The sequence below is a fragment of the Sinorhizobium sp. 6-70 genome, from assembly GCF_030124375.1.
In the GTDB taxonomy this organism is placed as follows: domain Bacteria; phylum Pseudomonadota; class Alphaproteobacteria; order Rhizobiales; family Rhizobiaceae; genus Sinorhizobium.
Genome location: NZ_JASKLS010000012.1, coordinates 70,041 through 83,389 on the forward strand (window position 1 = coordinate 70,041; position 13,349 = coordinate 83,389).

The 13,349-nt window shown below is 63.7% G+C and carries 11 protein-coding genes; 4 read left to right on the forward strand and 7 right to left on the reverse strand.

Going from position 1 to position 13,349, the window contains the following annotated elements; translation table 11 throughout:
• Positions 1–2,596: translocation/assembly module TamB domain-containing protein (locus tag QN222_RS21890; protein ID WP_284005591.1), on the forward strand; the 2,596-nt coding region annotated here is incomplete at its 5' end.
• Between the two features lie 126 nt (positions 2,597–2,722).
• Here QN222_RS21890 and QN222_RS21895 read toward each other — a convergent pair.
• Together QN222_RS21895 and QN222_RS21900 are read right to left on the reverse strand one after the other, a co-directional pair.
• Positions 2,723–3,199, reverse strand: coding sequence for a VOC family protein (locus QN222_RS21895; protein WP_283961805.1), 477 nt, complete (start codon positions 3,197–3,199; stop codon positions 2,723–2,725).
• A gap of 345 nt (positions 3,200–3,544) precedes the next feature.
• Complete coding sequence (locus QN222_RS21900) at positions 3,545–3,979, reverse strand: Lrp/AsnC family transcriptional regulator (RefSeq protein WP_180939264.1); 435 nt, start codon at positions 3,977–3,979, stop codon at positions 3,545–3,547.
• A gap of 141 nt (positions 3,980–4,120) precedes the next feature.
• On the opposite strand from QN222_RS21900, the gene rocF reads away from it, so the two are divergent.
• The 3 genes from rocF (at position 4,121) to QN222_RS21915 (ending at position 7,050) form a co-directional block, all read left to right on the forward strand.
• Entirely contained in the window at positions 4,121–5,044 is a 924-nt protein-coding gene (rocF, locus tag QN222_RS21905) for an arginase (protein WP_283961804.1), read from the forward strand.
• A 78-nt stretch (positions 5,045–5,122) separates the two neighbouring features.
• A complete protein-coding gene (rocD, locus tag QN222_RS21910; protein WP_283961803.1) occupies positions 5,123–6,328 on the forward strand; it encodes an ornithine--oxo-acid transaminase in 1,206 nt (401 codons plus the stop codon).
• Positions 6,329–6,570: 242 nt separating this feature from the next.
• The gene (locus QN222_RS21915) at positions 6,571–7,050 is read left to right on the forward strand and encodes a chemotaxis protein CheW (protein ID WP_180939267.1); all 480 of its coding nucleotides are present in this window, start codon (positions 6,571–6,573) and stop codon (positions 7,048–7,050) included.
• A gap of 136 nt (positions 7,051–7,186) precedes the next feature.
• Here the strand turns inward: QN222_RS21915 and QN222_RS21920 are convergent, their stop codons facing one another.
• The 5 genes from QN222_RS21920 to QN222_RS21940 are packed head-to-tail and all read right to left on the reverse strand — an operon-like array spanning position 7,187 to position 13,219.
• Positions 7,187–7,417, reverse strand: coding sequence for a formate dehydrogenase subunit delta (locus QN222_RS21920; RefSeq protein ID WP_283961802.1), 231 nt, complete (start codon positions 7,415–7,417; stop codon positions 7,187–7,189).
• A complete protein-coding gene (gene fdhD / locus QN222_RS21925; protein WP_283961801.1) occupies positions 7,407–8,234 on the reverse strand; it encodes a formate dehydrogenase accessory sulfurtransferase FdhD in 828 nt (275 codons plus the stop codon). The genes QN222_RS21920 and fdhD overlap by 11 nt, the downstream gene beginning before the upstream one ends.
• A gap of 21 nt (positions 8,235–8,255) precedes the next feature.
• Positions 8,256–11,138, reverse strand: coding sequence for a formate dehydrogenase subunit alpha (fdhF, locus tag QN222_RS21930; protein ID WP_283961800.1), 2,883 nt, complete (start codon positions 11,136–11,138; stop codon positions 8,256–8,258).
• A gap of 48 nt (positions 11,139–11,186) precedes the next feature.
• On the reverse strand, positions 11,187–12,743 hold the full coding sequence (locus QN222_RS21935) for an NADH-quinone oxidoreductase subunit NuoF (RefSeq protein WP_283961799.1): 1,557 nt from the start codon (positions 12,741–12,743) through the stop codon (positions 11,187–11,189).
• The gene (locus QN222_RS21940) at positions 12,740–13,219 is read right to left on the reverse strand and encodes a formate dehydrogenase subunit gamma (protein ID WP_283961798.1); all 480 of its coding nucleotides are present in this window, start codon (positions 13,217–13,219) and stop codon (positions 12,740–12,742) included. The genes QN222_RS21935 and QN222_RS21940 overlap by 4 nt, the downstream gene beginning before the upstream one ends.
• Positions 13,220–13,349 lie beyond the last annotated feature (130 nt).

Consider the following 13,349-nt stretch of genomic DNA (forward strand, 5'->3'; position numbering starts at 1 on the left):
CGAACTTACCTCCGGCACCATCGACGCCCGCGGCACCGCTGCCCTTGCCGAAGGCGCCCTGACCGCGGATATCGAAGGCACGCTGCCCAACCTCGGCAAACTGCTCGCAGACGCACAGGGTACGGCCGCATTCAGCGCCGACATCTCCGGTCCGCTCGACGAACTCGGTATCAAGGCGGAAATGACCTCCAGCGGAGCAACCCTGGCCGGCCGCGCATTGACGGACTTGATGATCAATGCCGACGTGACCGCCAAGCCCGGCAGCCCGCAAGCGAAGCTGACTGCAACCGGCGCCCTCGGCGGCCAGGCGATCAATATCCGGGCCGATGTGGTCTCCGAGAACGGCCGCACCTCGATCCCGACGCTGGAGGCGATGATCGGCGACAATCGGTTGGCCGGCGCGCTCAATCTGACGCCCGACTTCAAGCCCGACGGCACGATCGACTTCAACCTGCCCGACCTCGGGCTGCTTGCCGCAATGGCCGGCCAGACCGCATCCGGCGACCTCGCCGGCTCCGCAGCGGTGCGCACCGTCAACGGCATCACTTCCGTGTCGGTCAAGGCAAGCGGCAGCGGCATCAAGCGCGACGCCCTGACGATCGCAAGACCTGTTGCCGACATCAGCATCGCCGATGTCGCCGCGCTCGCGATCAGGGGCAGCGTCCGGGCGGACAGCATTGCGCAGGGGGCAAATCGCGTTTCGGGCCTCAACCTGACTTTCGAACAGCAGGGTGGCAGGACGGGTTTTTCGATCGACGGAAACTATGACGGTGGCCCGCTCGCGGCGAAGGGTGACCTTTCGAGCGCTGCAGGCCGCGCGGAAATCCGCCTCGCCTCCCTCTCGGCGACACCGAGGCAAATTCCTTTGAGGCTCGCCAAGCCCACCGTCGTTGCGATCGACAACGGCGTCGTGCGTCTCAACGACATCGTCATTCAGGCATCGAGGGGCACCATCACGGTCACCGGCACAGCAGGGCAAAGGCTCGATATCTCGGCGCGACTGAACGCGTTGCCTGCTGCGCTGATCAACACCTTCGCGCCCGCCCTTGGTGCGGAAGGCGCGATCGCCGGGACAGTCGACATTGACGGCACGCCGGCCGCGCCGGTGGTCGCATACGATCTGAGGTGGAGCGGTGCGTCCGTGGCGGCAGTGCGTTCCGCCGGGATCGGTGCGGTCGACATTTCCGCGAACGGCCGGCTCGTCAACAATCGCGTCACGCTCGATACCGCGTTGTCCGGTGCTTCTGGTCTTTCGCTCAGGGGCGGCGGCACCGTGGAGCTCGGTGGTACGATGCCGCTTTCGATGAGATTTTCGGGCAATGTCCCCTTCGCGCTGCTTGCCAATATGATGGCGCAAAACGGCTTCACGCTCACCGGGTCCGCAACAGTCGATCTCACCCTTTCCGGTTCCGCGAGGGCGCCGCAGATCAACGGAACGATCAGGACGGCAGGCGGCCGGCTGGTCGACGTCCGTCGCAATCTCGCCCTCAATGACCTGACCGCAAACGTCACGCTCGACGGCAGGCAGGCAACCATTTCGAGGCTTTCCGCCAATCTCGCCACCGGCGGCTCAATCGAGGCAAGCGGAACCATCGGGATTGCCGCCGGCTCCAGCTTTCCGGCGGATTTGAGAATTCGCCTGAACAACGCGAGCTATGTCGACGGCACGCTCTTTAATGCAAACCTTACCGGCGATCTGACGCTGAGGGGCCCCCTCGTCGCCACTCCGGTGCTCGGCGGAAGGTTGACGATCCGCCGCGCCGCAATCACCGTTCCGGAGAGACTGCCAACGTCGCTCACTGCGATCGACATCACGCACAGGAACGCCCCGGCCAAGGTGCAGCAGATGGCAAGAACCCTGCACCGAGACACCTCCGCAGGGGCCAACGCCAGTGGTGTCATCGCCTTCGATCTTGTCGTCAGTGCTCCCGGACAGTTTTTCGTGCGCGGCCGCGGCATCGACGCGGAGCTCGGCGGCGAACTGACGATCCGTGGCACCGCCGTGCAGCCGATCGTTTCCGGCGGCTTCGACATGCGGCGCGGGCGGCTCGAAATTCTCGGCAAGCGCCTCACCTTTACCCGAGGACGAATCGGCTTCGGCGGCGACCTGATTCCGACGCTCGACCTCGACGCCACCTCGAGTGCCGGTTCGACGACCATTACCGTCAATGTCTCCGGGCTCGCCAACAATCCGCAAGTGACGTTCTCGTCCTCGCCGGCACTGCCCCAGGACGAAATACTGGCGCGCCTCATCTTCAACCGGTCGCTTAACAACCTGTCGGCATTCCAGATCGCCCAGCTCGCGTCGGCCGTCAGTCAGCTTGCCGGCGGCGGCTCGACCTCCCTGCTCGACGGTTTGCGTAACAAGCTTGGCGTCGACGATCTCGATGTGACGACCGACGAGAGTGGCGGCACCCAGGTGCGCGCCGGCAAGTATCTGAACGACCGGACCTATCTCGAATTGCAACAGGGCTCGGGCGCCAGCGCCGGCAAGGCCGTGATCAATCTCGATGTCGGCAGGGGCGTCAAGCTGAGAGGTGAAGCGGGCGGAGACGGATCGGCAGCAGGCGGCGTCTTCTTCGAGAGGGAGTATTAGAGCAATTCCAGGAAAAGTGTGTAGCGGTTTTCCGTCCGGAATTGCGTAGTTTCATCTAACCGGGCCTCCGTGTTACCCTCGCTTCCGGACCGAACAGCGGGGTGGCAGGTTGCGGCAAGGCGCGCATCAAGCAGCGTTTCGATCGACCCCGAACGCGTCCAATACCTCGCTCTCGTCAATGGCGGTGAACAGCGCCCAGATGTGCCCGAACGGATCGATGAGGGCGCCGACCCGATCTCCCGTCGGCAGCGTTTCGGCGGCATTGCGCAGGCTCGCGCCAGAACCGATCGCCCGCCCCAGCACCCGATCCACATCGTCGACATGGAGCTCGAGGATGGCCGCGGTCGTGCCGAGCGCATGTGGCGACCGCGGTCCGCCAAGCCCCGGCTCGGCATCCCGGCGCGGATTGGCGCCAGCGACGCGGAAGACGGAATCGCCGATGCAAAGGTCGGCGCTCGTCAGGATGCCGCTCCACTCATGGCGTTGCAGAAGCTCGGCGCCAAAGACGTCACGATAGAAGGCGATCGCCCGCTCCTCGTCCCCATGCCTGACGAACAGCTTTATGCAAATCTGCCGTGCCCGGCCGCCATTGTACATGGCCATGACAACCTCCCAGGATCGCGGTCAACGCGATCGTTTGCACTGCATGATTCCTCAAATCGGAATCGACTTGAGGAATCATGCAGCAATTCAAAGTGGTCCAGTGACCGTTGCGCGTCCCAAAAGACGCGCGGCGCTGTAGTGAACGAGAACGGATGCGGGCGGACGCCGCGCACTTTCCTCATGCCTCTCATTTTCGCTGAGGTGAAACACTCTACAGAGGAATCGGAACAAATCAAGAACAAATCGACTTTGCGTCCGAGAAAAATGGACGGCGCTTTGGCGCCGGGAGTTGCCGCATCATTCCATCGCCAAGTCGCCTCCCATTCGCGGGAACGTGCCGCCGCGTCAGAACGCTCCGCTCATCTTGCTCGTCTTCAGGAGGATATTGGTCTCGGTCACGGTGATGCCGTCGATGAGCCGAATGCGCCTCAGCGTTTCATCGAAACTGACGAGGTCGCGATCCTCGAGCTCGGCAATAAAATCCCACCGTCCGTTGGTGCTGTGCAGCGCCCTGACCTGCGGCAAGCCGCGCAATTGATCCGCGACGCGGTCGGCCATCTTGCCGTGAACTTCGATCATGACGACGGCACGCACCCCGGACGCCGGAATTTCCGAGCCGGTCCGGATTGTGAAGGCCGCAATCGTTCCGTTTGCCACCAGCCGATCGATGCGCGCAGCAACGGTCGCACGCGACACGCCCGTCATCGCCGAAAGCGTCGAGACCGGTGTGCGCGCATTTTGTCGGAGCGCGCTAATGAGGGTTTGGTCGAGATCGTCCATGCTTCTCAATTTGGAAAATTGACCTTATCAATATGCCGATAATAGCCTTCCAATCGACAGTTTTCCATCTTTTTGCTGCCATGCCTTTTGACGATAATCCGCGCCATTCTTGCGTGAACCAGAGGAAGGAAAAGGGCGGAAATGAAGACCATCACCTTGATCGGCGCACCCATCGAAGAAGGCTCCGGACGGCGCGGCGCGGCCATGGGCCCGACGGCGCTGAGGATCGCCGGCATCGACACGGTTCTGGCCGAACTCGGCCATACGGTTCACGACGAGGGCGATGTCCGGCCGCTGCCGGCACGCGACCTCGCCAATCACCCGCGTGCCAATAACCTGCAGATGGTCGCAGCCTTCGCCCGCGCGCTGCACGACGGCGTGCATGACGCCGCCCGCAAGGGACATTTCCCGATCATCCTCGGTGGCGACCATGCGCTTTCCATGGGCAGCGTCTCCGGCATGGCCCGCTACGCCGACGAGGTCGGCCGGCCGCTTTTCGTGCTCTGGCTCGATGCGCATGCCGACTTCAATTCGCCCGACACTTCGCCCTCTGGCAACATGCATGGCATGCCCGTCGCCTTTTTCTGCGGCGAGGCCGAATTCGCCCCGATCCTCGCCAGTGACCGGCCGCTGGTCGACCCGAAGAAGGTCTATCAGATCGGCATTCGCTCGGTCGACGCGCGCGAGCGCGAGGAGATCGCCGAGCACGGCGTCAATGTCTACGACATGCGCGCCGTCGATGAGCTCGGCATCGCCCAGATCATGCGCCAGATCCTCGATGAGGTCCGCGCTGCCAACGGCCTCTTGCATGTGAGCCTCGACGTCGATTTCATGGATCCGGAAATTGCGCCCGGTGTCGGCACCACCGTTCCGGGCGGCGCGACATTCCGCGAAGCCCACCTGATCATGGAAATGCTCTGCGACAGCGATCTCGTCTCGTCGCTCGACGTCGTCGAACTCAACCCCTTCCTCGACGACCGCGGCAAGAGCGCCCGCATCCTGGTCGAGCTCACGGCAAGCCTTTTCGGTCGCCGCATCCTTGATCGGCCGACCCGCAGCGCCTGAAGGTAACTGAGACGTCCCGGCGATCCGCGCATGACCCACGAGGCGCGCGGCGCCACGATACAACCCGGAGGATCGTTTATGACAACAACTGAGGCCCTGATCGAAACCGAATACCGGCTGGGCGCCCATAACTACAAGCCACTCGACGTCGTGCTTTCGCGCGGCGAGGGAGTCTACGTCTGGGATATCGACGGCAATCGCTATCTCGACTGCCTCTCGGCCTATTCCGCCGTCAACCAGGGCCATTGTCATCCAAAGATCTTCAAGGCGATGATCGAGCAGGCGCAGAAGCTGACGCTGACCTCGCGCGCTTTCCGCAACGACCAACTCGCGCATTTCTACGAGGAGATCGCGGCGCTTACCGGCTCGCACAAGGTGCTGCCGATGAACTCCGGCGCCGAAGCGGTCGAGACCGCCATCAAGGCCGTGCGAAAGTGGGGATACGAGGTCAAGGGCGTCGCCGACGACAAGGCGGAGATCATCGTTTGCTCCAACAATTTCCACGGCCGCACCATGGGCATCGTCGGCTTTTCGACCGATCCGGACGCCCGCAGCGGCTTCGGACCTTTCGCGCCGGGCTTCAAGGTCGTCCCCTTCGGCGACATCGACGCCTTCCGCGAAGCGATCAGCGAAAACACCGTCGCCTTCCTGGTCGAGCCGATCCAGGGCGAGGCCGGCGTGATCGTGCCGCCGTCAGGCTATTTCGCCGGTGTGCGCGAACTCTGCACGAAACATGGCATCACGCTCATTCTCGACGAAATCCAGACCGGTCTCGGCCGCACGGGCAAGTTGCTTGCGGAAGAGCATGAAGGCATCGAGGCGGATGTGACGCTGATCGGCAAGGCGCTGTCCGGCGGCTTCTATCCGGTCTCGGCCGTGCTTTCGAATTCGGAAGTGCTCGGTGTCCTGAAACCCGGCCAGCATGGCTCGACCTTCGGCGGCAATCCGCTCGCCTGTGCGATTGCCCGGGCGGCGCTGAAGGCGCTCACCGAAGAGGGGATGATCGAAAATTCCGCCCGGATGGGCGAGCGCTTCCAGAACGGCCTGCGCGATATTCGCTCCAACATCATCAAGGATGTTCGCGGCCGCGGCCTCATGCTCGCGGTCGAGCTGGTTCCGGAAGCGGGCGGCGCCCGCCAATATTGCGAGGCCCTGAAGGCGCGCGGCATTCTCGCCAAGGACACCCATGGCGACACGATCCGCATCGCCCCCCCGCTCGTCATCACCGACGATCAGGTCGATTGGGCGGTCGAACATTTCGCGGCCGTACTTGCCTCCGCATAAAACTATACCTCCGATCCGTCTCGACATCGGGGCGGATCGGCCGCTTCGCAAAAGCAAGTCTTAACGAATCCCGGCTTAGAATAGCTCCCCAAAGCGCAAAGCGGGCTCCCCCCGCGCATGATGCAGCTTGCGCCTCGCCGGAATGTCCTCGGCGGATCTAACGGCACCTCCTATTGGCTGGAACCTGCGCTTCCTCGCAGCATCCGCGGGAGGCGTCGACCGGAAAGCTGGAGGGACCTTCGATGACAGGCACACTGAGAACGGCCGGATTTGACGGCGAAACGCTGGAAATCATAGCGTTCCGCCTTCATGATCAGGAATTTTGCGTCAAGACCACGACGATCCGCGAGATTCGCGGCTGGGCACCGTCGACGCCCATCCCGCATTCGCCGCCGGAAGTCATCGGCGTGATGAACCTGCGCGGCACGGTGATCCCGATCATCGACCTTGCTCACAAGCTCGGAATGAAGTCGACCGTCGCCAACGAGCGCAGCGCGATCGTCGTCGCCGAGGTGCACAACATGGTCATCGGCCTCGTCGTCGACCGCGTCTCCGACATTTTGACGGTCCAGGGCAGCCAGGTTCAGCCTGTGCCGGAAGTAACGGCCTCCTTCGACAAGAGCTTTGCCGAAGGCATCATCGCCAATGAATCGGGCATGATCTGCTTCCTCAATCTTTCCCGCATGTTCAAGGAACGCGACGTGGAAGACCTCGCCGCCTGAGGCTTCGCCGGATATTTCGACGATGCCGTCCGGCTCGCGCTGAGACGGCCTTTTTCATCGGGAGAAGGAAATGCGGGCTGCAGCCCTCCGCTTGTTCGGGGGGGTGTGAGGCGCGTTTGTTTTGCTTTGAGTGACGCTACGCCGCTTCCGGGCGACGAATCTTCGAAGCCGCCTCGATCACCAGCGGGTTCAGCCCTTCGCCGCCATGGTCGATATGCTCGAAGAGCTTGCGGCGCATGCGCGGCTCCCAATATTTGTTGATATGCGTCGCAACGCCCGCGGCCGCTTCCGCCGCCGGCTGGCTCTTGAAGAAGGTGGCGATCTGGTTGGCCATGTAGACGAGCTTGGCATTGGTATCAGGCGACATCGGCAACAGCTCCGGAATGTATGCGCGCGGCATGGGTGAAGATTTCGAATTCATCGCCGCGCACCAGCGCGATAAGCGTCATGCCCGCCTCTTCTGCCGTGCGAATGGCGAGCGCCGTCGGCGCCGAAATGGCAATGATCACCGGGCTCCCGATGATCGCGGTTTTCTGAACCATCTCGACCGATACGCGCGAGGTTACGACGACGGCACCCTCATCGCCCTTGAAACCGGCACGTGCCGCCGCACCCACGAGCTTGTCGAGCGCATTGTGGCGTCCGACATCCTCGCGTACCGCAATCAGGCCCTTTCCCGGAACATAGAACGCCGCGCCATGTACGGCGCGTGTTTCGAAGTGCAGCGGCTGCTGGCCGTTGAGAAGCGCGACAGACTTGACGACGTCCGCCTGCGAAAGCCTAAGCTTCGCCCGCGAGACATCCGGGGTGTGGCGGACAGCCTGCTCGATCGATTCGATGCCGCAAAGGCCACAGCCGACCGGACCGGCCATGTGCCGGCGCCGCTGCCGCAGCATGTCGTTTTCTTCGTCACGAAGCGTGATCTGCAGGTCGATGCCCCTGTCCTCGGCCACGACGTCGACAGCCTCGATCTGGTCCGGCTCGGTAACGATGCCTTCGGTCAGGCTGAAGCCGAGGGCAAAATCATCGAAGTCGGCGGGCGTCGCCATCATCACCGCGTGCGTGGAGCCGCCATAGGTCAGCGCGACCGGCGTCTCCTCGGGCACCACTCGTGACCCGGCGACAAGGGCCCCGGCGCGGCGCGCCGCTTCAGCGACCTTCACGCTTGTCTTGATACCGGTCATGCGACGCGCTCCCGCACTCCCCTACTCCGCCGCCTCCAGCTTACCGCTGATGCGGCGCGACTGCCGGGCCTGCTCGTCATAGTCGCGCTGCCAGTCGGAGGGACCGTTCGAGGGCGAGACCTGCACGGCCGTCACCTTGTATTCCGGGCAGTTGGTCGCCCAGTCGGTGAAGTCGGTGGTGATGACGTTCGCCTGCGTCGTCGGGTGATGGAAGGTCGTGTAAACCACACCCGGTGCGACACGATCGGTGATGAGCGCGCGCAGCGTCGTTTCGCCCGAACGGCTGGCGAGCCTGACCCAGTCGCCATCGCGAATGCCGCGCTGCTCGGCATCGTGCGGATGGATCTCCAGCCGGTCTTCCGCATGCCAGACGACGTTCTCGGTGCGCCGTGTCTGGGCGCCGACATTGTACTGGCTGAGGATGCGGCCGGTGGTCAAAAGCAGCGGGAAGCGCGGACCGGCCTTCTCGTCGGTTGCGACGAACTCGGTGCGGATGAACTTGCCCTTGCCGCGAACGAAGCCGTCGACATGCATGATCGGTGAACCAAGCGGCGCATTCTCGTTGCACGGCCACTGCACCGAACCCATCTTGTCCAGATAGTCGTAGGAGACCATCGCGAAGGTCGGCGTCGTCGCGGCGATCTCGTCCATGATCTCGGACGGATGGCGGTAGTTCCAGTCAAGGCCGATGGCCTGGGCGAGCTTCTGCGTCACCTCCCAGTCGGCATAGCCGTTCTTCGGGCTCATCACACGGCGAACGCGGTTGATCCGGCGCTCGGCATTGGTGAAGGTGCCGTCCTTCTCGAGGAAGGTCGATCCCGGCAGGAAGACGTGGGCGTAGTTGGCCGTTTCGTTGAGGAAGAGGTCGTGCACGACGACGCACTCCATCGCGGCAAGGCCGGCAGCGACATGCTTGGTGTCCGGATCCGACTGCAGGATATCCTCGCCCTGGATGTAGAGCGCCTTGAAGGTACCCTCGACGGCGGCATCGAGCATGTTGGGGATGCGTAAGCCCGGCTCGTTGTTGAGCGTGACGCCCCACAGCTTCTCGAAGATGTCGCGCGTCGCGTCATCGGAGATGTGCCGGTAGCCGGGCAATTCGTGCGGGAACGAGCCCATATCACAGGAGCCCTGCACGTTGTTCTGGCCGCGCAGCGGATTGACGCCCACACCGGCCCGGCCGATGTTGCCGGTCACCATGGCGAGGTTGGCGATCGCCATGACGGTCGTCGAGCCTTGGCTGTGCTCGGTGACGCCGAGGCCGTAATAGATCGCGCCGTTGCCGCCGGTGGCGTAAAGCCGCGCCGCGCCGCGGACGAGTTCGGCCGGCACGCCGGTATAGGCCTCGGTCGCTTCCGGGCTGTGGTAGGGCTCGGCGACGAAAGCCGCCCAATCCTCGTACTCAGACCAGTCGCAGCGCTCACGGATAAAGGCTTCGTTGGCGAGCCCTTCGGTGACGATGACATGGGCGAGCGCCGTCAGGATGGCGACGTTGGTGCCGGGCTTCAGCGGCAGATGGTAAGAGGCTTCGACATGGGCCGAGCGGACCAGGTCGATCCGGCGCGGATCGATGACGATCAGCTTGGCGCCCTCGCGCAGCCGCTTCTTCAGCCGCGAAGCGAAGACCGGGTGGCCGTCGGTCGGGTTGGCGCCAATGATGATCGCGACATCCGTATGCTCGACGCTGTCGAAATCCTGCGTGCCGGCGGAAGTGCCGAAAGTCTGGTTGAGACCGTAGCCGGTCGGCGAATGGCAGACGCGGGCGCAGGTATCGACATTGTTGTTGCCGAAGCCGGCGCGCACCAGCTTCTGCACCAGATAGGTCTCCTCGTTGGTGCAGCGCGACGAGGTGATGCCACCGACGGAGTCGCGGCCATATTGATATTGGATACGGCGGAACTCGGAAGCGATATGCGCGAACGCCTCTTCCCAGGTGACCTCGCGCCAGGGATCGGTGACCTTCTCGCGAACCATCGGATTGAGGATGCGGTCCTTATGGCTCGAATAGCCGTAGGCGAAACGCCCCTTGACGCAGGAATGCCCGCGGTTTGCCTGGCCGTCCTTCCACGGCACCATCCGCACCAGTTCCTCGCCGCGCATTTCCGCCTTGAAGGAGCAGCCGACGCCGCAATAGGCGCAGGTGGTGACGACCGAATGTTCCGGTTGGCCGATCTCGATTACCGATTTTTCGGTAAGCGTCGCCGTCGGGCAGGCCTGCACGCAGGCGCCGCAGGACACGCATTCTGACGAAACGAAATCCTCGTTCATGCCCGCGGCGACGCGCGAATCGAAGCCTCGCCCGCCGATCGTCAGCGCAAAGGTGCCCTGCACCTCCTCGCAGGCGCGAACACAGCGCGAGCAGACGATGCACTTCGCCGGATCAAAGGTGAAGTAGGGATTGGATTCGTCCTTCGGCGCCCATTTGAGATTGATCTCGTCGCCGTTGTTACGTGCCTTGACGTGGTTGGAACCGTCATAGCCGTAACGCACGTCGCGCAGGCCCACAGCGCCGGCCATGTCCTGCAATTCGCAATCGCCATTGGCCGCGCAGGTGAGGCAGTCGAGCGGGTGGTCGGAGATATAGAGCTCCATCACCCCGCGGCGCACGTCCTTGAGCCGCTTGGTCTGGGTGGAAACCACGATTCCCGGCGCCACCGGCGTCGTGCACGAGGCCGGCATGCCGGCGCGTCCCTCGATTTCCACGAGACAGAGGCGGCAGGAACCAAAGGCTTCCATCATGTCGGAGGCACAGAGCTTCGGAACCTCGACGCCGGCTTCCATCGCCGCGCGCATGATCGACGTGCCCTCCGGCACGGTGATCTCGCGACCGTCAATGGTGAGCGTCACCTGCTTTTCGGATTTGGAAGCAGGAGTGCCGTAGTCGATTTCACGAATGAGAGACATAAGGGACCTCCTGGGAAAATACGTTCAGGGGGGTGTAAGCCGCCGCCATCATTCCGCAGCCTCCACCGCCGGGGCCGGCGAGAAATCCTCCGGGAAATGCGTCATCGCGCTCATCACCGGATAGGGCGTGAAGCCGCCGAGTGCGCAGAGCGAGCCAAACTTCATCGTGTTGCATAGGTCGGCAAGCAGTTCGCGATTCTTCTGCGGCTCGATGCCGGCCGCAATCTTGTCCGCGACCTCGACCCCGCGTATCGAGCCGATGCGGCAGGGCGTGCACTTGCCGCAGCTTTCGACGGCACAGAATTCCATGGCGAAGCGCGCCTGTTTCAGCATGTCGGCCGTCTCGTCGAAGACGACGATACCGGCATGGCCGATCAGGCCATCCTTGGCCGCGAAGGCCTCGTAGTCGAACGGCGTGGCGAACAGCGAGCGCGGGAAATAGGCGCCGAGCGGGCCGCCGACCTGCACCGCCTTGACCGCCCGGCCGCTTGCCGTGCCGCCGGCGATCTCGTCGACGAGTTCGCCGAGCGTCAGGCCGAAGGCGGTTTCATAGAGGCCGCCATGCTTGACGTTGCCGGCGATCTGGATCGGGATCGTGCCGCGCGACCGGCCCATGCCGAAGTCGCGGTAGAAGCCTGCACCCTTGTCGAGGATCACCGGCACGGAGGCGAGCGAGATGACGTTGTTAATGACGGTCGGGCAGTCGAAGAGCCCCTTGTGCGCCGGAAGCGGCGGCTTGGCGCGAACGATACCGCGCTTGCCTTCGAGGCTGTTCAGGAGCGAGGTCTCCTCGCCGCAGACATAGGCGCCGGCACCGGTCCTGACCTCCATATCGAAGGCATGTCCGGAGCCAAGCACCGAAGGTCCGAGCACGCCGGCTGCGCGGGCGATCTCGATCGCCTCGCTCATGACAGCGATTGCGTGCGGATATTCCGAGCGCGTGTAGACGTAGCCCTTGGTGGCGCCCGTCGCAATGCCGGCGATCGCCATGCCCTCGATCAGGACGAAGGGATCCCCTTCCATGATCATCCGGTCGGCGAAGGTGCCGCTGTCGCCCTCGTCGGCATTGCAGACGATGTATTTCTGCGCACCTTGCGCTTCGAGCACGGTCTTCCACTTGATGCCGGTCGGGAAGCCGGCGCCGCCGCGCCCGCGAAGCCCGCTTTCGGTCACCTCCGCAACGATCACAGCAGGCTGCATGGCCACCGCCTTTTCAAGGCCGCGCAGGCCGCCATGGGCGCGATAGTCGTCGAGCGAAACGGGATCGGTAACGCCGCAGCGGGCAAAGGTCAGCCGCGTCTGGTTCTTGAGGAACGGAATCTCCTCTGTCTTGCCAAGACAGAGCGGATGCGCGCCGCCGGAGAGCAGCCCGGCATCGATAAGCGATGGCACGTCGCGCGCCTTCACCGGACCATAGGCGACGCGGCCCTCGGCCGTTTCGACCTCGACCAGCGGCTCCAGCCAGTGCATGCCGCGCGAGCCGTTGCGGATGATCATCGCGTTGTGCCCGCGCGCAACGAGCTCCTCCGCCATCGCCGTCGCCACCTTTTCGGCGCCGAGCGCCAGTGCGGCGGCATCACGAGGGATGTAGATCTTCACGGTCATCGGCGCGCCTCCGCAACCAGCGCTTCGAGCTCTGCGTCGTCGACCCGGCCATGCACCTCGCCGTCGAGCATCGCCGACGGCGAGCAGGAACAGAGCCCGAGACAGTAGACCGGCTCGAGCGTCACCGCTCCGTCCGGCGTCGTCTCATGGAAATCGATCCCGAGCAGCGCCTTGGCGCGTTCGGCCAGGCGGTCTCCCCCCATGGACTGGCAGGCTTCGGCACGACAGAGTTTCAAGACGTGGCGTCCCGCCGGGTGCTCACGGAAATCATGATAGAAGGTGACGACGCCATAGACCTCGGCGCGCGAAAGATTGAGCTCGCGCGCAATCACCGGCAAGCATTCCTCAGGCACATAGCCGAATTCGTCCTGGATCTCGTGCAGGATCGGAAGAAGTGGACCTTCGAGCCCCTTGAGTTCACCGACGATCGCCTGCGTACGCTCAGCCACGTCTGCGCGCGGCAGCTGAATATTCACGCGAAGAGCCCTCCCGGCTCGCGGCGCTCTGCGCTGCCAGGTGTTTCCCGACCGTCATCGCGCCGAATTATCAACCACTTGGCAAAGATCAAAGCCTCCTCGGTCTTTGCCCATGGATTCAAGCTTCGCG